The following is a 26937-nucleotide window of genomic DNA, read 5'->3' as shown; positions in this document are numbered from 1 at the left end:
AGACCTCAGCCTGAAGCTTCAAGCTGCCTGGTTACTTTAATGCCTTTATTCCCATGTTCCAAAGCGCAAAAGCATACTTATCCACATTACTATTGATCAGAACTTCTGTAGACCTTCCAGCACCATGACCAGCTTTCGTCTCAATACGAATCAATACAGGATTATCACAACCTTGCTTTGCCTGCAGCTCTGAAGCAAATTTATAGGAGTGTGCTGGTACTACCCGATCATCATGATCTCCGGTAAACACCATTGTTGCTGGGTAGCAAACGCCAGATTTCACATTATGCACCGGAGAATACGCTTTCAGATAATCAAACATTTCTTTGCTATCACTGACCGTACCATAATCATAGGACCAACCTGCACCAGCCGTGAAAGTATGGTAACGTAACATATCCAAAACACCAACCTCTGGAAGAGCCACTTTGGCAATTTTAGGATCGATTGTCATTGTCGCCCCAACAAGCAAGCCACCGTTGGATCCCCCGTTTAAAGCGGTATACTCCGGTGATGTATACCCATTCTCCTGCAGGTAACGGGCAGCTGCAATAAAATCATGAAAGACATTTAATTTATTGAACTGCCTGCCGCCATCATGCCATTTCTGACCATATTCGCCGCCGCCACGGAGATTCGGAACAGCATAAACACCGCCATTTGCTAACCACACAGCAACGGAAGTACTGAACCCAGGGGTTAAGCTGATATTAAAGCCCCCATAACCATACACAATCGTCGGGTTTTTACCGTTCAAAGCAATCCCCTTTTTGTAGGTAATAATCATCGGAACTTTCGTACCGTCTTTCGATGTGTAGAACACCTGTTTGGATTCATACTGATCCGAGTCAAACTTTACTTTAGGCTTGATATAAAGTGTAGCGTGCCCAGAACTCACGTTGAACTTATAGCTCGAAGACGGTGTAATGTAATTTGAAAAACCAAAATAGATTTCTTTTTCTGTCTTTTTACCCGAAAAGCCACTCGCTGTACCAATGCCAGGCAATTCTATTTGTCGAATCTTCTTACCGGTATAATCGTATTGAATCACAACAGAAACGGCATCCTTCAAATAATTTGCAAAAAGATAGCCCCCTCCAGTACTGATCGAAAGGACATTTTCAGTCTCTGGAATAACATCTTTCCAGTTCTCTTTTGCAGGATTCTTCAAATCTACTTTAACCAAACGGTTGTTGGCAGCCTTATAATTTGTCTCCAGTAAGAAACTGTCCCCAATATTGTCAACGACACCGGTATTGGCATCAAAATGGTCCTGCAAGCAAATAATCTTGCTATTCGGCTGCTTGAGATCCTGATAATACAGTTCATTTCCCGTTGTCGTATTTGCGGCGGAGATAATTAGGTACCGTTGATCATCTGTCAATGAAGCACCCACATAACGCCTTGGTGTTGCAGAACCTCCAAAAATCAATTTATCTTCAGACTGTGCTGTGTTGAGTTTATGGTAAAATAATTTATGTTGATCTGTTTTTTCAGAAAGTTCAGACCCCTTTGGCTTATCGTAGCTTGAATAATAAAACCCATCATTTCCTTTCCATGCGATACCGGAGAATTTGACATCTATGAGGGTGGCCCCCACAGGTGACTTATCTTTGGCATTCAGCACAATGACTTTCCGCCAGTCTGATCCGCCTTCAGAAATAGAATAGGCGACTAGGCTACCATCTTTAGAAAATGAAATGTCCGCTAATGAAGTCGATCCATCTTTCGAGAAAGTATTTGGGTCCAAGAAAACTTCCTCTGTCCCTTTCTCCCCTAGTTTGCGATAAAGCACCGCATGCTGCTGTAAGCCATTATTTTTAAAAAAATATGTATATCCACCTTCCTTAAAAGGTGTTCCTATTTTTTCATAATTCCATATTTCGGTTAATTGATCTTTCAGTTTTGTGCGGAACGGGATTGCATTCAAATAGTCAAATGTGACCTTATTCTCAGCCTCTACCCAGTTTTTTGTTTCAGCTGAACGATCATCTTCCAGCCAGCGATAGGGGTCTGCAATCTTTTCCCCCCAAAATTCATCCACGACGGTTCCTTTCGTTGTCGTGGGATATGTTAACCGTTGTCCATAACCAGTTGTCGCCGTACCTGCCATACCCATCATCATGAGGATAAGACCAAAATTTTTCTTTATCATAAAATCGTATACTTGTTTCAACCAATCTAAGTTCAATTCACCTAGTATCTGAAAATTTGAGTTGAATATAAACAAATTTATCGACCTCCGATGTTTCTCAGGCTGTATTTATCTTGCAAAGCATACCTTAAAAAGCCCGGATTCATCGTTACCCGACAACCACAATATGGTGCGAAAAGCGCTACAACAAAATCGCTGTCTGTTTATCAGCGATAGAGCAATCGAGAAAACATCCATCAGCAGTTGCATATTTCTTAGCAGCATATTTCTTGGACAGCCGAAATTTCTTTAGATTTATTTAAATCTTGAATTACTAAACCATGTTTAAAAAAATCATATATCTTTTAGTAGGAATTTCCATGCTGCAAACGGGTGTCAGCAATGGTCAGCAACTACCGGTGGATCAACAGTATAGAGCCACCCCTACCAAGATCAATAATCTTGTTCACACCAAGCTGGATGTACGTTTTGACTATACAAATCAATTCCTCTACGGAAAAGAATGGGTTACATTGCAACCCCATTTTTATCCGACGGACTCCCTTCGCCTCGATGCAAAAGGAATGGATATCAAACAGGTGTCTTTGGTTAATGACCAGCAGCTGGTTCCATTAAAATACAACTATGATAACAACTCGCTTTTGATCAAGCTCGACCGCAAGTATCTCGCAAAAGAAAAGTACACCATTTACCTCGATTATACTGCAAAACCCAACTTATTAAAAGCACAGGGCAGTGCAGCAATCAATGATGCAAAAGGACTTTATTTTATCAATCCTGATGAGCGTACGCCAAATAAGCCGCGCCAGATATGGACACAAGGCGAAACCGAAGCGTCTTCAGCATGGTTTCCCACCATCGACCGTCCAAATCAAAAAACCACGGCCGAAATCTCCATGACTGTCCTTGATAAATATGTCAGTTTATCGAATGGAGCGTTGATAAACCAAGAGAAGAATCAGGATGGTACACGCACGGATACCTGGAAAATGGATCTACCACATGCTCCCTACTTGTTTATGATGGCCGTCGGCGATTTCAAAATCTATGCCGATAAGTACAATAATATCCCTGTTGACTATTACCTGGAGCCGAAATATTCGCCCTATGCCAAAGATATTTTTGGGAAGACGCCGGCCATGATGGACTTTTATAGCAAAACACTGGGTGTCCCTTACCCATGGAATAAATATGCACAGATCGTCTGTCGTGATTATGTTTCAGGTGCAATGGAAAACACCAGTGCAACATTGCATGGGGAACATGTACAAAAGACCAAACGCGAATTGTTGGACGATAATCAGGAGGGAACGATTGCCCATGAACTGTTTCACCAGTGGTTTGGCGATTTGGTCACAGCAGAATCTTGGTCCAATCTGACCATGAATGAGTCTTTCGCCACTTTCGGCGAGGTTATCTGGCGTGAACACGACGGAGGTAAAGATCGTGGGGATAAATCGAGGTTTGAAAAACTACAGTCTTACCTTAACACGACTAAAAACGGAAAGAGTCCGGCTTTAGCGCGCTATTATTATCACGATAAAGAAGATATGTTCGATAACATCAGCTATGCGAAAGGATCATTGATTCTCTATGCCCTGAAAGCGCAGATGGGGGATGACGCATTCTATCAATCGCTAAAAAAATATTTGACAGACAATTCTTTTAAAACCGGCGAACCGCAACAGCTGCGTCTCGCTATGGAGGAAGTGACCGGCAAAGACTGGGCTCCGTATTTCAATCAATGGTATTACCAAGGTGGGCATCCAATTTTGAAAATTACGACAAGAACTGGAGAGAACAGTGTTATACTGAACGTAGCCCAAATTCAAGATTCTACCGTGCAGACATTCCAGGTCCCTTTGACCGTCGATATCTATACCAAAAATGGTAAGATCAGACAGCACTTTCAACTCAACAAGCGGAATGCCCAATTTATGGTTCCCGTACCTGCTGCCGTTGAATTTATCGATATTGATCCCGAAAAAGTGCTCGTTGGCCAAATTCAAATCGCTAAGTCAGCTGCCGACTATCTGTATCAATATCAACATGCTCCTTCCTTTGCAAACCGTGCAGAGGCCATTACTTACGCTGCAAAAAATCCGGCGAATACCATTAGTCAACAAATCTTAACTGAAGCGTTAAAGGATACCGATCCCGACCTTGCTGCTACAGCGATTCAGGGTCTCGATCTAAGCAATCCCGCAGTCCGCAAATCAACAGAAAAAACAATCTCGACACTTGCAGAGAAATCCGAAGCCTCTGTTATCCGTGCCTCTGCGATCCAAAAGCTCGCGCAGACAAAAGATAAAAAATACAAAAGTCTAATATTGAATGCTGTAAACGACAAATCCTATATGGTTATCGCAAGTTCGATCATGGCGATAAAAAGTGCTTATCCCGATCAACTTCAGCAGTCTTTAAAGCGCATTGATCCCGATGCCATGGATTATCTAAAGGCGCTCATCACCGAATTATCTAAATCCTAGGAAAATATATTGTGGAGGCGAATTTTGTATTCGCCTCCATTTTTTTTAGTTTTGGCCACATGTCAACAAGAACAAAAATTTATTTTGCGTCCGACTTCCATCTAGGATCGTATCCCTTGGAACGCTCACGGGAAAGGGAGCTGCAAATTATACAGTGGCTAGACCAGATCAAAACAGATGCTGCACAGCTCTATCTTGTTGGTGATATTTTTGATTTCTGGTTTGAATATACCACGGTTGTCCCGAAAGGCTATATCCGCTTTTTGGGTAAATTAGCCGAAATTTCGGATCTTGGCATTCCCATTACTTTATTTAAAGGAAACCACGATATGTGGATGTTTGATTACCTCAAAAAGGAATTAAATGTTCGGATCATCGACAATGAGCTGGAGTTAGAGCTCAACGGAAAACACGTTTATATTCACCACGGTGATGGATTAGGTTCGGGAGATTACAAATACAAGATACTCAAGAAAGTATTTCGGAGCCGTTTCTGCCAATGGTTATTTGCACGTTTACATCCAAATCTTGGCATTGGAATCGCGACACGCTGGTCAAAACATAGCAGGCTTTCGAATAATGAGGACGAAAAGTTTTTGGGCGAAGACAAAGAATGGCTAATTGGCTATGCGAAGGAAGTTGAGTCCATACAGCATCACGACTATTATATTTTTGGACATCGACATCTGCCCTATGATATTAAGCTGAATCCCAATAGCCGCATCATAAATTTGGGCGAATGGATAAACTACCATACCTACGCCGTATGGGATGGTGAAAATTTACGTTTGGAGAAATGGGTGGGCAGATCTTAATTTCATTATCGGATTGCCTCCATGGCTATCACTCTCTTTCGGGGGAAAGCACTTCAAAATTGGAGCAGCTTAGTCAAAAGATCACCGTGAAAAGAAATAGCCTATTAATCGAACAGGACAAAACGCAAAAAGACATCTATTTTTTGGCCTCGGGTTTAGCACGGGTTTATTACGAGACGCCCAAACGTCAAATTACCCTTGATTTTGTTTCCCCCGGAGGAACACTTATTTCCATGAATAGTTATGTGCATGATACCCCAGGTTACGAAAACATCGATCTGCTGGAGGACAGTGTGGTCTATCGCATCAACCAGCAACAGCTTTTTGAGCTCTACGAAAGTGATATCGCGATTGCCAACTGGGGGAGAAAGATGGCTGAACTCGAATTTATAAAAGCCGAGCACCGCACAATGGCGAAGCTTTTTAATACTGCGCAGGAGCGTTATGCAGAACTCCTTCAAAAATACCCCCAATATATCCAGCGCATCAAACTGGGGTACATCGCCTCCTATCTCGGTGTTAGTCAAGTTACTTTAAGTCGGATTCGCGCGAATATTCATACAAATTTTTAACATTTGTAAAAACTATTACCGCCCAAAAGAAGGAACTTTGTATTTAAACAAAGAAAAGGGTATGAACTGGATATTTTTAATATTGGGTGGATTATGTGAAATTGGTTTCACCACCTGTTTGGGTAAAGCGAAAGATGCGACCGGGACTGGGCAATGGCTCTGGTATGGGGCTTTTGTGATCTTTCTTTTTGCGAGTATGGGCTTATTGATCAAAGCTACACAGACACTTCCTCTGGGTACAGCTTACGCTGTTTGGACGGGGATCGGAGCAGTAGGTACGGTTTTAATGGGAATCATTTTCTTCAAGGAGCCAGCAGATTTCTGGCGCATATTCTTTATTTTCACACTCATTGCCTCTATTGTGGGACTAAAAGCAGTTTCCTCTCATTAATAGCCGGCTAGGTAGTTTAAAAGCAACAAAATTTCCTTACTTTTGTACACTCAATAGTAACCTAGGGCATACATTCCTAGAAGAAGCATTTTTGAAATATGTTAGACAAATTACAAGCGATAAAAGAAAGATGGGAAGAAGTGGAAGCTGAATTAAGCAACCCTGATACCATGCAAGATATGAAACGTTTTGCCAGATTAAATAAAGAATACAAAGATTTGGGCAAGATTGTGGATCAGTACCATATTTATAGAAATATGGTCAGTAATATCGACACCAATAAGGACATCATCATGAACGAAAAGGATCAAGAGCTTCGTGAGATGGCCAAGGAGGAGTTGGATCTTTTATATGTCGCCAAAGAAGAGAAAGAAGAAGAGATTCGTCTGATGCTGATTCCGAAGGATCCTGAAGACGCGAAAAACGCCATTATCGAAATTCGTGGTGGATCGGGCGGTGATGAAGCAGCTTTATTTGCTGGTGACCTCTATCGCATGTACACACGTTATTTCGAGACCAAAGGCTGGCGTAATGAAGTCATGGATGTTACCGAAGGAACTTCTGGCGGTTACAAGGAGGTGATATTAAAGGTAATCGGTGAAGACGTTTATGGACAATTGAAATACGAATCAGGTGTACACCGTGTGCAACGCGTTCCAGATACTGAAACGCAAGGCCGGGTACATACATCCGCAGCTTCAGTAGCAGTTCTTCCCGAGGCGGAAGAAGTGGATGTTGAAATCAATCCTGGTGATATTGAATTACAGACATCCCGCTCGGGAGGTGCCGGTGGACAGAACGTCAATAAGGTAGAAACAAAAGTACAATTAACGCATAAACCGACGGGTATCGTCGTTGTTTGTCAGGTCGAACGTTCCCAATTAGCCAACCGTGAGTTAGCTATGGAGATGTTGCGTAACAAACTTTACGAGCTCGAGTTGAACAAAAAGAACGGCGACATCGCCGCAAAAAGAAAAACATTGGTATCAACAGGAGACCGTTCGGCAAAGATTCGTACCTATAATTACCCACAAGGTCGCGTAACAGAGCACCGTATCGGAATGACAATGTACAACTTACCGGCAATTATGGACGGTGATATTCAAGGAATTATCGATGCACTGCAATTTGCAGAGAATGCAGAGAAGATGAAAGACGGCCAAGTAGATTAGTTTTTTTTCAAAAAATCTTTGCAGATACGTAAACAAACGCTATATTTGCACACCTTCTGAGGAGAAGGGTTGAGGTCTGGTAGTTCAGCTGGTTAGAATACATGCCTGTCACGCATGGGGTCGCGGGTTCGAGTCCCGTCCAGACCGCTTCAAAAGAGAGAGAAATCTCTTATGTTCTTTAACAAAATAAGTTTTTAAGATTTTTAGGTCTGGTAGTTCAGCTGGTTAGAATACATGCCTGTCACGCATGGGGTCGCGGGTTCGAGTCCCGTCCAGACCGCCAAAAATTATTAAAAACAATCTTTAAGATTTTAGGTCTGGTAGTTCAGCTGGTTAGAATACATGCCTGTCACGCATGGGGTCGCGGGTTCGAGTCCCGTCCAGACCGCTAAAATTTTAAAAACACATTGTTGGTCTGGTAGTTCAGCTGGTTAGAATACATGCCTGTCACGCATGGGGTCGCGGGTTCGAGTCCCGTCCAGACCGCCAACAAAAAAAGCATCATTTATCATTAAATGATGCTTTTTTTTTGCTTTGATAAGCCAAATTCCACTTTTTTTAATTCATATTGATGGGCGTCCACAGGGTCGTTTTACTCCGCTATAACCATAAATTCAGCACCCGAAGCATAATCATCGCCCCGTTGTGAGTTAAGTCCTGTAAAACGGATATACCGTCCCTTAACAGGCTTCTCAAATCGAACCGTTTTTAGTTTTTTATTTCTTTCAAAAGATCCCGACATCACCTCTTCCCAATTCTTGCCATCCTTGCTTACTTGAATCTTGTAATCCTTAATATCACCATTCGGTCCATCCTGTCTTGGCAGGAAAGTGAACCCTTTAATTATTTTGATACGCGCTGCGTCAAAATCAACCCAATGCGGGTATTGAGCTACCGTCACCGAATACATCGTGTGCCAGATCGAAGATGGGTCTCCATCCAATAGGTTTTTAGCATCACCTTCACCAGTTTCCTGACTTGAAGCAAAGACAACTTCCATTGGAATGGTCTCGATTTTTGTGTATTGTTGTGTTACCTTTAATTTCTCATTATGCTGATACCAAGCGGTTACGGTACCACCGGTCCGTAAATCAAAAGGAGCTTTATAGACACGTGGTTTTGCGTTGTTCAAACTGTACAATACAGGCTCACTTTTATTTCCTGCTAGCATCGAAACTTCACCATTGGAACTTCTCACGATTGATATTGGCGCATCTCCTGCAGTCGCTACCTGAACCTTCTCCTTCATATCATTGTTCTGAACCGGACGGATAATAAAGCCTATTGCAGTTGGTACTGCTTTCACACGATCTTTGTCCAACGGGGGCCCTTGTCCGCAGCTATTGCCACCCAATCCGGTTACCGCGGCATCAAGATGCACGTGGACGCCCGAACTCTTTGGCAATTGGTAAGGATGTGGTGCAAGCGTCAATTCAAGCTCACTATAGTCCAAAGCCGAGGTCGCTAAATGCTCTTTCGCAACAAAAACAACTCCCTGTCCATTATCATTTGTCAATGCTGTCCAGCGCACATCTTCATTGTTGCTCATATTTTGCGGATTGGGCCAGGGCACGAACTGATCTTTTACGGTGCTTTTGTGCATTTCAATAAATTGAGCAGTCTTCCGGTCAGCATAATTATTGATCGGTCCCCGGCCATAATAACTATAGTTGCTGTATTCAGCAGGCAGTTGCAAAGAATAGCCCAGTCGCGCTAAGACCACACTCGCATTATTGGATGTAATACTCGAAGACAATTCAATGGAGCCATCCTTATAGATTGTCCAGATCTGATTGCTTGTAAATTTAAAGTCGTCCTTACCAAAAGGTTTGTCTTTATGTTCTCTAAGGGTGTAGGTTCCCGAAGTTCCGCCCAGCAAAGACGCACCGTAAGGGGCTTGCGACTCAACCGTAAACGCCAATACAATCGTTCCATCTTTCTTGGTATAGCTGTTTGAAGACAAAACCTTATGTTGCAGATTATGCAATCCTTTTTCAAACCATTGCTGGTAAGCCCAGTTATCATTGTCAACCGGAGCACGTAGCGCATCCAATTGAGGGCCTTGGCCATCACGGATAATTTGTTTGCCTGCATAAACTAGATTGTAAATCGAGCCTGTCTTATTGTCAAACTTAGCCGTAAACAGATCTCCCTTCACCACTTGTAAATCGCCTTCTTTGGAAAGCACCGGAGCTCCTCCTTTTGCAACAGATGAAATCAGCGGTTTATTTTCAGCAGCTTTGACAAAAAGCTGTTCCTCCATCTGGACAAAACCTTTTGTCGCCCATGGCCTATCTTCATGGAGTATAAATTGCACTTTCATAAAATATTCCGATCCAGCATCTAACTGCGCGTAATTTATCGGCAATACAAACTGCTTCCGCTGACGAGCTTTCGGTAAATCACCCGTACTGATCGTGCCTTTGCTATTTGTTACTTCTACACCGTCTTTGAATAACGACCATTGTACCTGATAATCGGATAGATCCTTGAAATAATTTTTATTAAAAAGCTCAATTTTTCCCTGTTGAATATCAACAGCTTTTACGCTCACATTTTGATAAACTTTCTTCACCTCATAGTATTGTGGCTTCGGTATCATATCAGCAAAGATCAACCCATTCATCACGAACGTTCCATCATTGGGTTTATCCCCAAAATCACCACCATAGGCCAGAAAGCGTTCTCCGGTCTTTTTATCGTAATAATACATGGCCTGATCGATCCAATCCCAAATGGCGCCGCCCATAAAGAAGTTTGTCGATTCGATGGCTTCCCAATAATCAGTTAAGTTACCGACAGCATTCCCCATGGAATGTGCATATTCTGAAATATGAAACGGATACTTCAATTTATAGGTACCTTTTACAGCACCTCTGACCCAGTCAATTGACGGATATTGGTTGGACCCCAGATCAACAATTGCATTGTTACGCTCGTATTGAACAGGTCTTGATGTATCGATTTTCTTGATAGCCTGATAGGCAGCCACGAAATTATCACCCGGACCAGCTTCGTTTCCTAAAGACCAGATAACAACAGCCGGATGATTGATGGTCGAATGCACCATTTCGATATTACGGGCCACATGTGCATTCTTCCATTCAGGAACATGCGAAAGCGATTCTTTGCCATAATAATACTCATGACTTTCGATATTGGCTTCATCCTCCAGATAAATCCCATATTTGTCGCATAGGTAATACCAATACGCAGGTTCCGGATAGTGCGAATTACGAACGTGGTTGATATTGGCCCTTTTCATCAATTTCACCTCAGCTTCCATTTGTTCTCTTGTCACCACTTTACCATGCTCAGGATTGGTCTCGTGCCTGTTGACACCTTTTAGTTTGACGGTTTTGCCGTTGATATAATAATAACGGCCCGCTAGCCCAAATTCATCATCTGCCGCTTCGGTATCTTTGATCTCCACTTTTCTAAATCCGACATAGGTGGAAATAGTCTCAACCGTGTTGTTTTTCTTATCCTTCAATTCAGCCACCAAAGTATACCGATACGGTAACTCTGCCGACCATTTATTCGGATTCTTCACATTCAATGTCGCGGCTACGCTATTAGAAGTTTGACTACCCAGCGTAGGAACAAGTGCCGATGCTTCAGTTTGGTCTACAAGCGTATTTTCGTCACTATACAATTTATTTTTATAGAGTGAATACACAACTTTATAGCCCTCAGCCTGCTTACTGCTGAGATTGCGTATCGTACTGGTAATTTTCAAGGAACCATTTTCATAGTTGCTATCCAAATCTGGAATAGCCGCCAGATCACGGATCTGCACTTTCGGCGCAGAAGTCAGGGAAACGTCCCGAAATATACCGGGCAGTCTAAACATATCCTGCGACTCAAGAAAAGATCCATCAGAACTACGATAAACTTCAACAGCCAACACATTTTCAGCACCCTTTTTTAAGTAAGGTGAGATATTGAAAGACGCAACGTTTCTTGAATTTTTCGAAAAACCGACATATTTACCATTGATCCATAGGTAGAAAAAAGAATCTACCCCATCAAAATTGATAAATACCTCCCGGCCGTCCCAGTCGGCAGGAACTGTAAAATTACGTCGATACGATCCAACTTCATTACGATAAACATAGGTTGTCCAATCCTGCGCCGGAGTCCGCATGACTCCACCTTTCCAATCACCGACCTCTACCTGATGATGAAAGATAACACGCTGGTTGGTATAAATAGGAACGCCATACTTTAAGCTTCCATCCTTTTGTATACCATAAATATTCCAGCTCATGGGCACAGGCACCGATTCCCAGCTACCAACATTATAGGTAGGATGATAAAAATCCTTTGGCCGCTCCTCCGGAGTCTTCACCCAGTTGAATTTCCAGGATCCATTGAGCGAAATCCAATAGTTACTGTGCTCGGGAAGTACTTTTCTTGCGCTTTGCACGTTTTTAAAAGAATAGAACGAAGCATGTGGCAGTTCTTTATTCAGTGATAATAATTGAGGCGATTCCCATTCATTCCCTTTTGGAGACGGTGAAGCGCCATACTGAAAACCGTCGATAGCGGATGAGGTTGTCTGCCCTATCGTGAAACTTGGGTTCAGAGATAGCAAGGAGGCTAGAATCGTTGAAAAAATAACAGATTTTCTTAACATAATGTCGTTGAACAATTTAGACTAGGAAACCAAATGTAACTTCATTTTGTAGTAATAACAAGCAGATTATGAAAGCACTCGATTGCGAAACTTTTTCGATACAATCAAAGCTCGTTTCGCTCACTTTCGTGTGCTTCATCATTCGAGGAAAGTTCTTCTGGCAGATAAGATGCAAAGGAAATAACAACATTAAAAAAAGATCCCAAGGAAAACTTGCAGTGCTGAGAAATAGATCGCACTATTCCAATAAAAAACAAATGCTTTCGGTTATCAGGAATAAGCAGTATTTTTGGGTAGATTTCACTTTAAACAAATAAAAGTTTGCGTTTGAAATTATTTCGAATAATTTTATTTTTCAAAGGGTTACAATTTAAGCATTAAGGTATTAATAGGTGAGTAAATTCAGTAAATCAGTCCTGCTAGAAAATGATGAGCAAATCATTGAAGGCATCAAAGACGGCAACAGCTTGGCGATAGATGCTATCTATAAGCGTTACTATCCGTCTATAAGCCATATGATCTTGCAAAATAATGGAAGGGAGGATGAAGCGAAAGATATCTTTCAAGAAGCTGTCATTGTGCTCTACGATAAAGTTTCCAAAGGGAACTTTGAGCTCAGCAGCAAACTTAAAACATATCTTTACTCGATTTGCAGAAGGCTTTGGCTTAAGCAACTCAATCGTGCTGGTTTTGGCAATAGTGACATTCGCGGTTATGAAGATTCCTTATTTGAGGAAGAAGATCTACAACAGCATGAAGAACTTGAAAAAAAGTTCGACCAAATGGAGCTTGCCTTAGAGAAAATGGGAGAACCCTGTAAGACAATCTTACACGACTTCTATATCTTAAACCATTCGATGCAGGATATCTGTGAAAAATTTGGTTATACCAATACAGATAATGCCAAGACTCAGAAGTATAAATGCCTGCAACGGCTGAAAAAAATATTTTTTTCAACAGATTAAAATTTGAGTAACACCATGGGAACAATGAATCAAAAAGAATTTTTCGAATTAGCAGATCAATATCTTCGCGGCGAATTATCGGCCGAGGAACAAGCTGCATTTGAATCTTTCTGTGCTGAACACCCGTCCTATGCTGCCCAATTACAACAACACCGCGAATTTGTTGCCCATATGAAAGAAACTAGTCATCGTCTAGATTTCAAAAATGCATTGGCACAATCAGCAAAGGAATACCATAAATCCCAAAGTAAAACGACCAAGGTCGTTCCAATGAAGCAATCAACGGTGATTTCACTTTGGGAACGTATCAAAGCCAGTTCTTTGGTAGCTGCAGTAGTCGCGGTATTTGCAGTGTTTGGCACATTATGGTTGAGCGGTTATTACAGCAACCTCGAAAAGGCATCTTCCGATTACAGTGCATTGCGTAGAGACATGAACAATGTCAAAAAGAACGTCAATGCTCATAATGCTGCAATCAAAGATATCAACGACAAAAAATCAGTGAAAGGTACCGAGAGCCAATTTGGCGCAACAGGCTTTATGTTGACAACAGATGGTTATGTTGTCACTAATTACCACGTTGTTAGTGGTGCCGATTCGATTTATTTGCAAAATAATAAAGGCGAATCCTATAAAGCACAAATCGTACATACTGATCCAAGCAAAGACTTGGCTATTTTGTACATCGCTGATAAGAACTTTAAGAAAGTTAAAAGCTTACCTTACACATTCAAAACATCAACTTCAGATCTTGGTGAAGATATTTATACCATAGGATTTCCCCGAGATGAAGCCGTATATGGTCAGGGATATCTAAGTTCATCAACAGGCTATGCCGGTGATACGATTGCGTATCAGATATCCGTACCAGTTAATCCAGGTAACAGTGGCGGTCCCGTATTGGATAGCAGAGGTAATGTGATTGGTATTATTTCTGGAAAGCAACGCGGCATAGATGGTGCCGCCTTTGCAATCAAAACAAAATCGATCTTGAATGCTTTAGCGGACATTCCAACGGATTCTTTGGTTACGGGTCTTAAGATCAACAAAAAGAACAGTTTGGCAGGTTTACCAAGAACAGAACAAATCAAGAAAATGCAAGACTATATTTATATGGTCAAAGTTTATTAAGACCGGCATCTTTTAGTAACATAAAAAAGCAACGTTTTCCCGACGTTGCTTTTTTTGTATTCTGATCTTTAGCTAATTTCTCTTCCTTTGACCTCACATACCACTTCCGACTTACCGGACTGTTATAATGCAATGGAGGCTTTTGGACAACAGAACAAAATTACTATAAGTTTGGCTGCGGCGTAGTCCGCAAATACGGTTTAATTTCTTTAAATCCTTTTGGGAATTTAGCTGGAATATCTTCCGTTTTAATCGCAGGGACAACAATAACATCCTCCCCATGCTTCCAGTCAGCAGGCGTAGCCACTTGGTAATCTGCCGTTAGCTGCAACGAATCAATAACCCGTAAAATCTCATCAAAATTACGACCTGTTGAGGCTGGATAAGTCAACGTCAATTTGATTTTTTTGTCAGGCCCTATAATGAATACCGAACGCACCGTAGTTGTTGCAGAAGCATTCGGATGGATCATATCGTATAATTCGGATACATGATGATCTTCATCGGCTATAACCGGGAAATTCACTTCTGTATTTTGCGTCTCATTAATATCCTTGATCCAGTTTAAGTGATCGTTTACATTATCTACACTCAGCGCAATGGCTTTTACACCCCTTTTGTCAAATTCAGATTTTAACTTTGCTGTGCGCCCCAACTCTGTGGTACATACCGGTGTATAATCTGACGGATGCGAAAAGAAAACGACCCAGCTATCTTTAATATAATCGTGAAAGTCTATTTCACCAATGGTTGTTTGCGCTTTAAAATTTGGCGCTTCATCTCCTAATCTTAAACTCATAATCTTATTTTTTAAATGTGTTTACATTATATAGTCTACAAATATAGTAGATTAAATTTAGCAAACAAGTAATTCTTCATTTTTTTAAATTAATATGAAAAAACTAAGGTCATCTCATCCACCGTTTAAATATGCAAAAGCACAAAAGTTAATCGCGTAATTACTATGCTTGCATAATATATATTTTGTATATTTGGGTATGGCTTTACATTGAGCTTCTAAACTAATCATGTGTTAGGAAAAACTTTTTGAGATCAAACCTTATTAGATAGCTAGTTATCGGCTTGGTAACTGATAAACCAAAAATAGGAATACCATGAATTTTGAATTAAGCGAAGAACATAAAATGATCCGCGATGCAGCGCGGGAATTTGCCCAGGAATTAAAGGCTGGAGTAATAGAACGCGATGAATCCGCTAAATTTCCTACCGATTTTGTCAAACAGATGGGCGAACTTGGATTTATGGGCATCATGACACCGGAAATTTATGGCGGTGCGGGTATGGATACGTTAGCCTACGTTCTCGTACTGGAAGAAATTGCCAAAATTGACGCCTCCGCGGCCGTTATTGTCTCCGCTCACAATTCCCTGGTATTATATGGACTTAATGCTTTTGGGACGGAAGAACAGAAACAGAAATACCTGATTCCTTTAGCAAAGGGGGAAAAACTTGGTGCATTTGCGCTATCCGAACCCGAAGCCGGTTCTGACGCCTCGTCACAACATACAACTGCAGAAGATAAAGGGGATCATTATTTACTAAATGGCACAAAAAACTGGATCACTAATGGGGGGCATGCCGATATCTATCTTGTCATTGCACAGACACATCCTGAAAAAGGCCATAAAGGAATCAATGTTTTAATCGTTGAAAAAGGACTGCCTGGATTTACCATTGGCCCTAAAGAAAACAAATTGGGCATCCGCAGTTCAGATACTCACTCGCTCCTATTTTCCGATGTTAAGATTCCCAAAGAAAATCGTATTGGAGAAGATGGTTTCGGTTTTAAATTTGCCATGAAAACGCTGGATGGCGGGCGTATAGGTATCGCTGCGCAGGCCTTGGGAATAGCTGCTGGCGCTTATGATCTTGCTTTGGCCTACGCAAAAGAGCGTAAGACCTTTGGAAAGCCAATATCGGAACATCAAGCTATTCAATTTAAATTGGCCGATATGGAGGTCGAGATTGAGGCCGCTCGGCTTTTGACATATAAAGCTGCCTGGACTAAAGATCAAGGACTTCCCTACGGTAAAGAAGCAGCAACGGCCAAATTACATGCGTCTGAAGTTGCCATGAAACACACAGTAGAAGCTGTACAGATCCACGGTGGCTATGGTTACGTAAAAGAATATCATGTCGAAAGGTTAATGCGTGATGCAAAGATCACCCAAATCTATGAAGGTACCTCCGAAATTCAACGCCTGGTTATTGCCCGAGAAATCTTGCGGTAGCATTCCGTTAAAAATCCCTTAATAAACGGGAGCCGCCAGTTTAATAACTGACAGCTCCCGTTTATTTTCTCTGCTAAGCGCAGTATCGTTCATATCACAACTCGAAGTTCCTATAGCACTTCAATACTACATGAACTTAGCAGACAGTTCGCTGCTCTAGTCTATAGTTTTCAATTTATTATCGATCATCGCTAGATACTGGTAATCTTGAAAAGCAAAGCTGGCTGTTTGGGCCATAGCTAGATTAAGAATGAGCTTTGCTTTACGAAGTAAGTTTTCCTGGCTACCATCCGTAGCATTCAACCCATCAAATAATAGCGTCAGTGCCAGTGGATGTAATTGTTGCGCATCCAGGTCATTTTTTGCATAAGCTGTAAGCTCAGCTTCGGAAATACTCAAATAAAAACTCCGATCCCTTTCAAAAAACTTCTGATAGGCTTCGGCAAACTGGGCCGGATCTTCAGGCTCAGCAAACGCATCGTAACCGTCAATCCATATCCGCAGAAATTTCCCGATGTCCTCCACCCAGCGTACCATCAAATCTCTTTTAAAACTTATTCCCATCGTATAGATCTATTATCGAATCTGACCGTTTCCGCGGACAATCCATTTCTCTGTAACCAACTTTTCTAATGCAAATGGCCCCCGTGCATGTAATTTCTGAGTAGAAATCCCTATTTCAGCCCCAAGTCCAAATTCTCCGCCATCTGTAAAACGTGTCGACGCATTGGCATACACCGCAGCGGCATCCACTGTATTTAAAAATTGCTCAATATGAAGTTCATTGGAAGAGACGATGCATTCCGAATGTTTGGAAGAATATTTTCCAATATGTTCCAGCGCTTCATCCAAACCGTCAACGGTTTTTACCGAACATTTCAAATCTAAAAATTCCTTTCCAAAATCCGCCTCTTCTGCTCGCTTTAAATTTGAAAAATTTTCATGTTTTAGTACCTGATAGGCAATAGCATCAGCAAAGACTTCAACTTGAGCCTCTTCGAGATACGGAGCCAGTTTAACTAAAAATTCCGTTACAACATCCTTATCGACCAAAACTGTATCCAAGGAGTTACAGACAGAAGGTCTAGAAATTTTAGCATTCGCGACAATCTTCGCTGCCATATCCAAATCTGCGGTACAGTCGACGTACGTATGGCATACTCCTGCCCCTGTCTCAATCACAGGTACCTTGGCGTTTTCCCGCACAAAATTGATCAATGACTGCGACCCACGTGGGATGATAATATCCACATAAGACGTCGCCTCCAGCAATTCTGAAACGTGCTTTCTGTCCACAGGCAACAGTTGTACAATATCCTTCGTAATACCTTGTTCGTTCAAAATTCCATGGATTACGGTTAATAAAGCTTGATTGGTATATTGGGCATCGGAACCGCCACGCAGCAAACAAACATTACCCGATTGAATACATAAAGCAGCAACGTCAATAGTAACGTTGGGCCGCGATTCATAGATTACCCCAACAACTCCAAGCGGAACAGTGATCTTTTCTATTTCCAATCCATTGGGTAGCACCTTTTTTAATAAGAGCTGGTTTGTTGGATCCGCTAACTGTGCAATCTGCTTCACACTATCAGACAAACTTCTTAGACGATCACCGTTGAGCAAGAGACGGTCTTTTTTGGGATCTTCATCAGACATGCGGTCCAGATCACTTTTATTGGCCTGTAATATAACCGACTCCTGTTCGACAAGAGCATCTGCAATAGCATTTAAAAGCGTTATTTTGGTTTCAGGTGCTAGCTTCTGCAATACATTTTTAGCGTTGGCCGCTGCCTGAAGTTGTTCTACAATGGATTCACTCATAACAATACGATATCATTTGCGTGTGCAATTTCTATATTTTTTTTACTGGATTGGGACAAAGCGGATGAATCCATTTTCGCCCGGGCAACGGCCACGGTTAAGCCTTCTAGATTGACAATATTTAACACTTCTCCCTTTTCAAAATGCTCGACGATTCGTGTAACACCGACAGCCAGAAGACTCTTGTGCTTTAATAACGCTTCCTCTGCTCCGCGGTCAACCATCAATTCTCCTTTAATTAAACTCCCGCTCGCAAGCCACTTCTTACGGGATGATATTTTCTTGCTTTCAGGTAGGCACAAGGTACCAGTCTCATGTTTCACTGCTTTCTGAATGGCATCCTCAGTTTGCATGCTAAAAATCACAACAGCAATCCCCATCTGATTGGCTAATCGGGCAAAATTCAATTTTGACGTCATTCCACCCAGTCCCACCGACGATTTGTCCTTCCTTGCCAATCCCAGGATGTCCCTGTCGATTGTTTCAATTTGCGGTATAATCTTGTTGTTTGTATCTAATACTCCTGGGACAGAAGTACTGAATAATAGTTTTTCGGCACCAAAGCCAACAGCAATCAAGGTTGCCAGCTCATCATTGTCTGAAAACTTTAGTTCTTTATTGCTCACCACATCATTTTCATTTGCGATTGGAATAACATTATTCTTCCACAATTCCTCGTATGTATTTTTCAATTGCAGAAATTGATCCCGATTGGAAAAATGATGTCGTTCACATAAGCTTTGTGCCAAAGAAATTTTGAAGGGTCGGAAATAAGTTGAATATGTATTGATCAGTATGGGGTTTCCAATTGCAGCGGCAGCCTTACGTTCTGATAATGTCCCCGTATAATTGGGCAAAAAACGTTTACCGGCAGCGACAGCCCCAGAAGACACCAAGACAATATTGTATTTCTTTTGTAAAGAAGCAATTTGCCTAGCGATCTCCAAAACAATACGTTCATCAACTTCTCCCTCTTTCGTGGTAATAGAAGCCGATCCGAATTTGACAACAAGAATTGGCTTTTTCATTTTCAAGTATGCTTTAGTTTAGATTTGAGCACTAATTTACTGAGAAGAATTTGATTTTTGCAAAATATGTTAACAATTGAACAATATAATTTTACAGAAAAAAACCACTTCACCCACAAAAAATAGGCACCTGAAAACAAAAGCCCCTTTAGAAGGAGAACCGTTCTTCATAAAGCTTCTCGAGGGAAAACATTTCATCACGATATTTCGCTGCTTCCAGAAAGTCCATATCCTTCGCAGCTTTATCCATTTTCTTACGGACGTTATCGATTGCTTTCTTCAGATCCTTCTCGCTCAGATACTGCATCACTGGATCAGCTGCAACAGCCTGCGATGGATCCGGTTCGACATAAATTTTAGGTTCAATACCTGAGAAATCGGCGACAGAGGTCTGCTCCAATATTTCCTCTCTAGTTTTGCCGACTGTACGCGGAGTAATGCCATGTTCCTGGTTATATTTCATCTGTTTGTCCCGACGTCGATTAGTTTCATCGATCGTCACACGCATACTGTCGGTCATTTTGTCTGCATACATAATAACCCGACCTTTATCATTCCGGGCAGCCCGACCAATCGTCTGAATAAGCGAACGTTCAGAACGCAAAAAACCTTCTTTATCTGCATCGAGAATAGCAACCAGCGTAACCTCCGGTAAATCAAGTCCCTCACGCAATAAGTTCACGCCGACCAAAATATCAAATTCACCTAATCGAAGGCCGCGTAAGATTTCTACCCGCTCCAAGGTTTTAATTTCCGAGTGTATATAACGAACTTTTAAGTTCAGCTTGGTCATATATTTGGAAAGTTCTTCCGCCATACGTTTCGTCAGTGTAGTTGCCAGCACACGCCCACCTTCTTTGATGGTCTTATCCACCTCTTCCAAGAAATCATCGACTTGATTGATCGCTGGTCTCACTTCAATAATCGGGTCTAGGAGCCCCGTAGGACGAATCACCTGTTCAACCACCACACCCTCTGTCTGTTGCAGTTCATAATCACCAGGAGTAGCTGACACATAAATTGTCTGGTTCGTCAAAGATTCAAACTCCGGAAAGTTTAAGGGTCTGTTATCCAAAGCCGCAGGCAATCTGAATCCATGTTCCACTAAAGAGACTTTTCGTGATCGGTCGCCACCGTACATTGCACGCAATTGGGGTAAGGTCACGTGGCTTTCATCAATGACCAACAGATAATCCTCCGGAAAATAATCCAGCAAACAGAAAGGACGCATTCCTGGCTGCCTACCGTCGAAAAAGCGGGAATAATTTTCTATTCCTGAGCAATAACCCAGCTCGCGCATCATCTCCAAATCATAATTGACACGTTCCTCTAAACGCTTTGCTTCGAGCATCAAGCCCTCGGCTTCCAATTGGGTTTTCCGCTGCATCAATTCATCTTGAATAGCCCAAATCGATTCTTTAAATTTTTCCTTCGGCGTAACGAAAAGATTGGCCGGAAAAAGGGCTAAATCTTCCATTTTATGGAGCGTTTTACCAGATACAGGATCTATCTCACTCAATTCATCAATTTCATCCCCAAAGAAGGACACACGAATTGCAAAATCCAGATACGCTGGATAAATATCCACAGTATCTCCCTTAACGCGAAATGTACCACGTTTAAACTCTGTGGTCGTGCGTGAATATAAAATTTCAACTAATTTATGCAGAAAAGCATTTCTCGTAACCATCATCCCTACGCCGAATCGAAAGATAGAACGGGAGAAATCCTCTGGATTTCCCATACCGTAGATACAAGACACAGAAGAAACCACAACGACATCACGACGCCCCGACATCAAAGCGGAAGTGGTGGCCAAGCGCAACTTTTCAATTTCTTCGTTAATCGCTAAATCCTTCTCGATGTAAGTGTTTGTAGAAGCAATAAAAGCTTCGGGTTGATAATAATCGTAATAGGACACAAAATAGTTGACCGAATTATTGGGGAAGAACTGCTTGAATTCACCGTACAATTGAGCCGCCAACGTTTTATTATGGCTTAAAATCAATGTTGGCTTTTGCGTTTCCTGAATCACATTGGCCACAGTAAAGGTCTTACCCGATCCTGTCACTCCCAAAAGCGTTTGGTATTGCTCTGCCTGCTCTACTCCAGCAACCAATTGCCTAATCGCTTCGGGCTGATCGCCGGTCGGCTTATACTCTGATGTCAATTCAAATTTCATATACTTCCTATTTCTTAAACAAAACTATCTCGGCCTTTTCCAGCAAACATTGCACCAGTAATAGTTTGAGCGGCAAGCACAAAACTGTTCTTTTTAAACTGATGATTTTAATCTGCAAACAGGACGTTTTTTCGAGATGCGATCCAGGCCACATCCAGTAGTGTTGTAAAACAAATTTACTAAAAATTTTACCATTTGAGTGCAAACTATAATAATACCGTAGATGTTATTACTTTCAATTGATTATTTATTATCTTTAGCTTCACTGAACTAGCACACACGTCATGGTTACTATTCTATCTACCCAAAATAGCATTGCAAATCATTTTATCGCCGAGTTGAGAGATATTCATATTCAGCAGGATCGCATGCGTTTCCGCCGGAATTTGGAACGATTGGGTGAAATCTTCGCTTATGAGATCAGCAAGACGATGACCTACACGCCCATTGAAGTTGAAACTCCGCTGGGTGTGGCCAAAACTCAACTCCTGATGGAACAACCCGTGCTCGCTACGATTCTGAGAGCGGGTCTTCCGTTTCATCAAGGGCTATTAAATGTGTTTGACCGCGCCGACAATACGTTTATTGCCGCCTACCGACATACCAAAAAAAGCGGCGAGTTTGAGATTCACAAAGAATATGTGAATACCCCCAATTTAGACAACCGCACCGTGATTGTAGTGGACCCAATGCTGGCGACAGGAAAAAGTCTCGTGTTATGCTGCCGGGATCTTTTGGCCGAATACGATATCAAGGAATTGCACATTGTTGCGGCCATCGCTTCCGAAGAAGGAATAAATCATGTGCAGGCGTTTATTCCAACAGCGCACATCTGGGTAGGTGACGTCGATCGCGAACTGACCTCCAAAGCCTATATTGTGCCGGGACTCGGCGATGCAGGAGATCTGGCCTATGGTGCAAAACACCACTAATGTGGATAAATTATTTAAAATTAAATTAACACTTAGCTCATTGAAATTCAGTAAATTTATGTCAATGATGAAGTTGAATTTTGTTATATCTAATTTATATCGCTATGAGATGGCAAAAATACAATGGCGAATCCATTCGCTCCACAATTTTCGATGCTGTTGAAGAAGTCATAAAACGCGAAGACGCCCTCGGGAATAAGCTCAAGGTTTACATCGGCACCGATTCCCAAGTCAAGCGGGGCATCATCGACTTCGCAACAGTCATCGTCTTTCTCAGGGAACATAAAGGTGGATTTATGTTTATCCAACGTGACAAAAGGCATCACCGAATGAGCATTAAAGAGAGGATGCTGCTCGAAGTGCAAAAATCCATCGATATAGCCTATCAACTCTGCCCCCTCCTCGAAAAACACAAAGTGGACCTTGAAGTCCACGCCGACATCAACACCAATCCAAGTTTCCAGTCGAATGTTGCTCTAAAAGAAGCCATGGGCTATATTATGGGTATGGGATTTGTCTTTAAGGCTAAGCCGGAGTCTTTTGCCAGTACCAACTGTGCCAATAAACAGGTTCAATAATCGACTATTGGATAAACAATTACTGACTATTGGTTGGACTTTGTATATTTAGGGTGTAATTTTTAACACACCACATGCAGGATTTTTTTCAGCAGATTGCCCGCCAATTTGCCCATACCTCTTGGCTCGAATGGTTAGGTACACTGACAGGCTTCCTTTGTGTCTATTTGGCCGCTAAGCAAAACATATGGAATTGGCCGATTAGTATCATCAGCGTGGCGTCCTATGCTATTCTGTTTTATGATGCCAAACTATACGGAGACACTGTCCTGCAATTCTACTTTTTATCTACTGCTGTTTACGGCTGGTACTATTGGATAAAACGAAAAGAGGAAAAAAAGAAACCCATCGTCAATGCTAACAGCAATCAATTGCTTCTCTGCTGTTTAGCCATATTTATCCTCACCATCTCCATCGGGTACCTTCTCGACCGCAAAACTAATTCGGATGTGCCCTACATTGATGCATTCTGTACATCGGTAAGTTTTGTCGCCCAATTCCTGATGACCAGAAAAGTCCTCCAGAACTGGCTACTTTGGGTGTTTGTAGACATTTGTTATATCCCACTCTACATCCATAAAGATCTTATGTTGACAGCCGTGCTTTATTTTGTCTTCGCGGTCATCGCCTGGAATGGCTACCGCGATTGGCAGAAAACCTATAAAAATTTTGCGTAATATTGCCTATCAAAACGATCGATGTGGGAAAAGAATTTATAAAAATTGCTGTTGTTGGCCCCGAGTCTACTGGAAAATCAACGATGGCACAGTTTCTTGCCAAAGAGTTTAAAACGGTATGTGTACCCGAATATTCACGCTATTATTGTCAAGGCCTCAACAATAAATACACCTTACAGGACGAAGTCAATATGTTTTATGGACAGGTCGCACTTGAAGAAGCACTGGTTCCATTAGCTCAAGGACAAATTCTTATTTGCGACACGACCTTCCTTACCGTAAAAATCTGGTCTGATTATCTATTTGGCCATACTCCAGAAGAAGTTACCGATAAAATCCAGCAACATCCCTACGACCTTTATCTCCTGATGGATATCGATCTGCCCTGGCAGGATGATCCGTTACGAGATTTCCCCGAACAACGGGATCATTTTATGGAAATCTGGAAAGGTGAATTGACAGCCCTTCATGCACAATATCGCATTGTGTCTGGGCTCGGTGAGCAGCGTCTTGAAAATGGACTTCGCGCAGTAAACGATTTTCTGACATTGATTTGAGACAAGCATCTTGACGAAGCTGCCTTTTACAGCTATATTTGTACAAGTGAAATAGAACTTGCGGTGCCTGACCCGATCTAGGTCAAGGATAGGAAGTTTTATCACACACAATTGAAATAGAATATTAACATTTTACTTAAGAAATAATGTATCCAGAATATTTAGTAGCTCCAATGCGTCAAGAATTAGTTGATGCAGGATTCGAAGAATTAAAAACACCTGAAGCAGTTGATCAGGCGATTGCATCAGAAGGAACCGTTTTTGTGGTTGTAAACTCTGTTTGCGGTTGTGCGGCAGCAAATGCTCGTCCTGCTGCAAAAGCTGCTGTCAAAAATGAAAAACACCCTGCTAAATTAGTAACTGTTTTTGCAGGTATGGAAACGGATGCTGTTAACACTGCTCGTAATTACATGTTGCCTTATCCGCCATCTTCTCCAGCAATGGCTTTGTTCAAAGACGGAAAACTGGTACACATGATTGAAAGACATATGATTGAAGGTCGCCCAGCTCAAATGATCGCTGACAACTTAGTCGCAGCATTTGACGAGTACTGTTAATCACGTATTTTGATTTTTGAATTGAAAAGGCTATCCAAATTTAATTGGATAGCCTTTTTTGCTTTTTAAAATGCAGCAGCATACAGTGTATCCCCATATCCTTCCTTCAAGGAACGTTTCATATTTCATTACTTAACAGGTTATCTTTTTCTTAGCCATACACCATAAAATAGCCTAGGTTCTTTGCCAAAGGGCATTCCACCAACCTGTCAAAACCTCAAACCTGAGCTCCAGTATACCTTGCCACTAACTCAGATGCAGTTTATTAAAAGCTTTTTTCTATTTTTAGGCTATGAAAACCCTTCCAATAACCATTCTTTTTTTCTGCTTGACGATCATCGCATGCTCTCCACAAACCAAAGTGGACTTTATTGTATATCATGCGCAAGTATATACCGTAGATTCCACATTTAGTACAGCACAGGCATTTGCGGTCAAAGATGGTAAATTTATAGCCATCGGTTCGGATGATGAAATACAGCGGAAATATAAAGCAAAGGAAAAGATTGATGCAGAAGGAAAACCCATTTACCCCGGATTTTATGACGCCCATGCGCATCTGTTTGACGAAGCCGAATTAATGGATCAAGTCGATCTAAACGGGGCTGACTCCTTTGAAGAGATCATTCAACGTGTCAAAAACTACAGGCAGAAGAATCCAGACAAAACCTGGCTGATCGGTGCAGGTTGGGACCAAAATCGCTGGAAAGATAAAGCTTTTCCCACCAAAGATTTGTTGGATAAAGCATTCCCTGATATTCCCGTTTATCTTATGCGGGTAGATTATCATGCGGCCGTCGCCAATTCCAAAGCGCTGGAATGGGCCAAATTAACCAGTACTCCCAGCATCCGCGGTGGGGTGGTCGGGGGGATCAATAACATACCAAATGGTCTGTTGATCGACAATGCAATGGAGCTTGTCAATAAGACAATCCCTGTTCCCAACGAAAAGGAATACTTAAGAATGATCAAACGCACACAGGACTCTTTACTTTCTGTAGGTCTTACCTCAATTGTTGATGCAGGTTTATCAAAAGAGAGACTCGAACTTTTAAAAAAATACTACCGCGAAGGCCAGCTAAAAATCAGAGATTATGCCATGATCCTCGGTAGTCCTCAAAATATAAAATCATTTATCGACCAAGGTTTCTATGAGACCGACCGGTTCGAAATCAAAGGGTTTAAACTACTTGCCGATGGTGCGCTGGGTTCCCGTGGAGCCTGCCTCCTCGCCCATTACCATGATGCACCCACACATGGTTTTTTACTTCATAGTCCGCAGGAGTATGAAGAAATGATCAAACAGATCGCTGCAAGCAAATTTCAGGCAAATACCCATGCCATAGGCGATTCGGCCAATCGTATTATCTTGGATATCTACGGCAAATACCCGCACAATAACAATGACCGGAGATGGCGTATTGAGCACGCTCAGATTATATCGCCTACAGATTTTGACAAATTTAGAGAGTACCAAATCATCCCTTCAGTACAGCCCACACATGCCACCTCAGATATGTACTGGGCCAAAGACCGGCTAGGGGCAGAACGTATGAAAGGCGCTTATGCTTATAAGCATCTGTTGGAAGAATACGGGAAACTCGCTTTGGGAAGTGATTTCCCGGTAGAACACTTCAATCCTTTATATGGTTTCCATGCAGCAGTGGCTCGTGTCGACAAAAAAGGGTATCCAGACCAGGGATTTCAGATGCAAGACGCGATAAGCCGTGAAGATGCCCTGCGAGGAATGACCATATGGGCGGCATTCTCGTGCTTTCAAGACAAGAAACGGGGCAGCATCGAAGTTGGAAAAGATGCGGATTTTGTTATCCTCGAAAAGGATATCTTGAACATCCCGAATGAGCAACTGCGAAATGTAAAAACAGAACGGACAGTCATTGCTGGCGAGACGGTTTTTAATAGCAACACGAATAGAACCACTCAATAACCCGTTAGTAACGAGCCTTGTACTGATCTCTATTTCCTTTGCCTTCCAAAAATCAAGCGCGAAAATGAAA

Annotated in this window: 21 protein-coding genes and 4 tRNA genes; 18 read left to right on the top strand and 7 right to left on the bottom strand. The window is 41.9% G+C overall.

What is annotated here, in order from left to right; translation table 11 throughout:
- Positions 1–31: 31 nt before the first annotated feature.
- On the bottom strand, positions 32–2155 hold the full coding sequence (locus B3139_RS01725) for a prolyl oligopeptidase family serine peptidase (protein WP_293879489.1): 2124 nt from the start codon (positions 2153–2155) through the stop codon (positions 32–34).
- A gap of 320 nt (positions 2156–2475) precedes the next feature.
- Between B3139_RS01725 and B3139_RS01720 the strand changes: the two genes are divergently transcribed.
- The 9 genes from B3139_RS01720 to B3139_RS01680 all read left to right on the top strand — a co-directional run bounded on the left by B3139_RS01720 (position 2476) and on the right by B3139_RS01680 (position 8083).
- The gene (locus B3139_RS01720; protein WP_293879488.1) at positions 2476–4644 is read left to right on the top strand and encodes a M1 family aminopeptidase; all 2169 of its coding nucleotides are present in this window, start codon (positions 2476–2478) and stop codon (positions 4642–4644) included.
- 59 nt (positions 4645–4703) lie between these two features.
- Positions 4704–5459: a UDP-2,3-diacylglucosamine diphosphatase gene (locus B3139_RS01715; protein WP_293879487.1), complete on the top strand. Its 756-nt coding sequence runs from the start codon at positions 4704–4706 to the stop codon at positions 5457–5459.
- Positions 5441–6031, top strand: coding sequence for a Crp/Fnr family transcriptional regulator (locus tag B3139_RS01710; RefSeq protein ID WP_293879486.1), 591 nt, complete (start codon positions 5441–5443; stop codon positions 6029–6031). The genes B3139_RS01715 and B3139_RS01710 overlap by 19 nt, the downstream gene beginning before the upstream one ends.
- Before the next feature lie 61 nt (positions 6032–6092).
- Positions 6093–6422: a DMT family transporter gene (locus B3139_RS01705; protein WP_209578735.1), complete on the top strand. Its 330-nt coding sequence runs from the start codon at positions 6093–6095 to the stop codon at positions 6420–6422.
- A 98-nt stretch (positions 6423–6520) separates the two neighbouring features.
- Entirely contained in the window at positions 6521–7594 is a 1074-nt protein-coding gene (prfA, locus tag B3139_RS01700) for a peptide chain release factor 1 (RefSeq protein ID WP_209578736.1), read from the top strand.
- 73 nt (positions 7595–7667) lie between these two features.
- Positions 7668–7741, top strand: a tRNA-Asp gene (locus B3139_RS01695).
- A gap of 59 nt (positions 7742–7800) precedes the next feature.
- A tRNA-Asp gene (locus B3139_RS01690) sits at positions 7801–7877 on the top strand.
- 31 nt (positions 7878–7908) lie between these two features.
- Positions 7909–7982 (top strand) — tRNA-Asp (locus B3139_RS01685).
- 24 nt (positions 7983–8006) lie between these two features.
- Positions 8007–8083: transfer RNA gene (locus B3139_RS01680), tRNA-Asp, on the top strand.
- 103 nt (positions 8084–8186) lie between these two features.
- Here B3139_RS01680 and B3139_RS01675 read toward each other — a convergent pair.
- Complete coding sequence (locus tag B3139_RS01675; RefSeq protein ID WP_293879485.1) at positions 8187–12233, bottom strand: glycoside hydrolase family 2 TIM barrel-domain containing protein; 4047 nt, start codon at positions 12231–12233, stop codon at positions 8187–8189.
- Positions 12234–12625: 392 nt separating this feature from the next.
- On the opposite strand from B3139_RS01675, the gene B3139_RS01670 reads away from it, so the two are divergent.
- A complete protein-coding gene (locus B3139_RS01670) occupies positions 12626–13198 on the top strand; it encodes an RNA polymerase sigma factor (RefSeq protein WP_293879484.1) in 573 nt (190 codons plus the stop codon).
- Between the two features lie 24 nt (positions 13199–13222).
- Positions 13223–14329, top strand: coding sequence for a S1 family peptidase (locus B3139_RS01665; RefSeq protein ID WP_293879483.1), 1107 nt, complete (start codon positions 13223–13225; stop codon positions 14327–14329).
- 163 nt (positions 14330–14492) lie between these two features.
- Here the strand turns inward: B3139_RS01665 and B3139_RS01660 are convergent, their stop codons facing one another.
- A complete protein-coding gene (locus tag B3139_RS01660) occupies positions 14493–15128 on the bottom strand; it encodes a peroxiredoxin (protein ID WP_209578740.1) in 636 nt (211 codons plus the stop codon).
- 316 nt (positions 15129–15444) lie between these two features.
- Between B3139_RS01660 and B3139_RS01655 the strand changes: the two genes are divergently transcribed.
- Positions 15445–16581, top strand: coding sequence for an acyl-CoA dehydrogenase (locus B3139_RS01655; protein ID WP_293879482.1), 1137 nt, complete (start codon positions 15445–15447; stop codon positions 16579–16581).
- 156 nt (positions 16582–16737) lie between these two features.
- Here the strand turns inward: B3139_RS01655 and B3139_RS01650 are convergent, their stop codons facing one another.
- The 4 genes from B3139_RS01650 to uvrB all read right to left on the bottom strand — a co-directional run bounded on the left by B3139_RS01650 (position 16738) and on the right by uvrB (position 21618).
- Complete coding sequence (locus tag B3139_RS01650; protein WP_209578742.1) at positions 16738–17145, bottom strand: hypothetical protein; 408 nt, start codon at positions 17143–17145, stop codon at positions 16738–16740.
- Between the two features lie 12 nt (positions 17146–17157).
- Positions 17158–18408, bottom strand: a complete 1251-nt coding sequence (locus B3139_RS01645) for a glutamate-5-semialdehyde dehydrogenase (protein WP_209578743.1) — start codon at positions 18406–18408, stop codon at positions 17158–17160.
- Complete coding sequence (gene proB, locus B3139_RS01640) at positions 18405–19436, bottom strand: glutamate 5-kinase (RefSeq protein WP_209578744.1); 1032 nt, start codon at positions 19434–19436, stop codon at positions 18405–18407. Before proB ends, B3139_RS01645 begins: the two co-directional genes overlap by 4 nt.
- A 148-nt stretch (positions 19437–19584) precedes the next feature.
- Positions 19585–21618 (bottom strand): excinuclease ABC subunit UvrB, encoded by a 2034-nt coding sequence (gene uvrB, locus B3139_RS01635; RefSeq protein ID WP_293879481.1) that lies wholly within the window; start codon positions 21616–21618, stop codon positions 19585–19587.
- A gap of 284 nt (positions 21619–21902) precedes the next feature.
- Between uvrB and upp the strand changes: the two genes are divergently transcribed.
- From upp to B3139_RS01605, 6 genes are all read left to right on the top strand, one after another.
- On the top strand, positions 21903–22550 hold the full coding sequence (gene upp, locus B3139_RS01630) for a uracil phosphoribosyltransferase (protein ID WP_209578746.1): 648 nt from the start codon (positions 21903–21905) through the stop codon (positions 22548–22550).
- 104 nt (positions 22551–22654) lie between these two features.
- Positions 22655–23128, top strand: a complete 474-nt coding sequence (locus tag B3139_RS01625) for a ribonuclease H-like YkuK family protein (RefSeq protein ID WP_209578747.1) — start codon at positions 22655–22657, stop codon at positions 23126–23128.
- A gap of 74 nt (positions 23129–23202) precedes the next feature.
- On the top strand, positions 23203–23805 hold the full coding sequence (pnuC, locus tag B3139_RS01620; RefSeq protein ID WP_209578748.1) for a nicotinamide riboside transporter PnuC: 603 nt from the start codon (positions 23203–23205) through the stop codon (positions 23803–23805).
- Positions 23806–23828: 23 nt separating this feature from the next.
- Positions 23829–24362 carry an AAA family ATPase gene (locus B3139_RS01615; protein ID WP_209578749.1) on the top strand — a complete coding sequence of 178 codons (534 nt, stop codon included), beginning with the start codon at positions 23829–23831 and terminating at the stop codon, positions 24360–24362.
- Between the two features lie 146 nt (positions 24363–24508).
- Positions 24509–24919, top strand: coding sequence for a BrxA/BrxB family bacilliredoxin (locus tag B3139_RS01610; RefSeq protein WP_209578750.1), 411 nt, complete (start codon positions 24509–24511; stop codon positions 24917–24919).
- 292 nt (positions 24920–25211) lie between these two features.
- On the top strand, positions 25212–26867 hold the full coding sequence (locus B3139_RS01605) for an amidohydrolase (RefSeq protein ID WP_293879480.1): 1656 nt from the start codon (positions 25212–25214) through the stop codon (positions 26865–26867).
- The last annotated feature ends 70 nt before the right edge of the window (positions 26868–26937 follow it).

The organism is Sphingobacterium sp. UBA1498, from assembly GCF_002325125.1.
Lineage (GTDB): Bacteria > Bacteroidota > Bacteroidia > Sphingobacteriales > Sphingobacteriaceae > Sphingobacterium.
Note: the sequence above shows the minus strand (reverse complement) of the source record. Positions and strands in the feature narration are given on the sequence as shown.

Bases quoted from the DNA above. Each gene is read 5' to 3' on its own strand.
- B3139_RS01725 (WP_293879489.1), bottom strand. From the start codon at position 2,155: ATGATAAAGAAAAATTTTGGTCTTATCCTCATGATGATGGGTATGGCA.
- B3139_RS01720 (WP_293879488.1), top strand. From the start codon at position 2,476: ATGTTTAAAAAAATCATATATCTTTTAGTAGGAATTTCCATGCTGCAA.
- B3139_RS01715 (WP_293879487.1), top strand. From the start codon at position 4,704: ATGTCAACAAGAACAAAAATTTATTTTGCGTCCGACTTCCATCTAGGA.
- B3139_RS01710 (WP_293879486.1), top strand. From the start codon at position 5,441: ATGGGTGGGCAGATCTTAATTTCATTATCGGATTGCCTCCATGGCTAT.
- B3139_RS01705 (WP_209578735.1), top strand. From the start codon at position 6,093: ATGAACTGGATATTTTTAATATTGGGTGGATTATGTGAAATTGGTTTC.
- prfA (WP_209578736.1), top strand. From the start codon at position 6,521: ATGTTAGACAAATTACAAGCGATAAAAGAAAGATGGGAAGAAGTGGAA.
- B3139_RS01675 (WP_293879485.1), bottom strand. From the start codon at position 12,233: ATGTTAAGAAAATCTGTTATTTTTTCAACGATTCTAGCCTCCTTGCTA.
- B3139_RS01665 (WP_293879483.1), top strand. From the start codon at position 13,223: ATGAATCAAAAAGAATTTTTCGAATTAGCAGATCAATATCTTCGCGGC.
- B3139_RS01660 (WP_209578740.1), bottom strand. From the start codon at position 15,128: ATGAGTTTAAGATTAGGAGATGAAGCGCCAAATTTTAAAGCGCAAACA.
- B3139_RS01655 (WP_293879482.1), top strand. From the start codon at position 15,445: ATGAATTTTGAATTAAGCGAAGAACATAAAATGATCCGCGATGCAGCG.
- B3139_RS01650 (WP_209578742.1), bottom strand. From the start codon at position 17,145: ATGGGAATAAGTTTTAAAAGAGATTTGATGGTACGCTGGGTGGAGGAC.
- B3139_RS01645 (WP_209578743.1), bottom strand. From the start codon at position 18,408: ATGAGTGAATCCATTGTAGAACAACTTCAGGCAGCGGCCAACGCTAAA.
- proB (WP_209578744.1), bottom strand. From the start codon at position 19,436: ATGAAAAAGCCAATTCTTGTTGTCAAATTCGGATCGGCTTCTATTACC.
- uvrB (WP_293879481.1), bottom strand. From the start codon at position 21,618: ATGAAATTTGAATTGACATCAGAGTATAAGCCGACCGGCGATCAGCCC.
- upp (WP_209578746.1), top strand. From the start codon at position 21,903: ATGGTTACTATTCTATCTACCCAAAATAGCATTGCAAATCATTTTATC.
- B3139_RS01625 (WP_209578747.1), top strand. From the start codon at position 22,655: ATGAGATGGCAAAAATACAATGGCGAATCCATTCGCTCCACAATTTTC.
- pnuC (WP_209578748.1), top strand. From the start codon at position 23,203: ATGCAGGATTTTTTTCAGCAGATTGCCCGCCAATTTGCCCATACCTCT.
- B3139_RS01610 (WP_209578750.1), top strand. From the start codon at position 24,509: ATGTATCCAGAATATTTAGTAGCTCCAATGCGTCAAGAATTAGTTGAT.
- B3139_RS01605 (WP_293879480.1), top strand. From the start codon at position 25,212: ATGAAAACCCTTCCAATAACCATTCTTTTTTTCTGCTTGACGATCATC.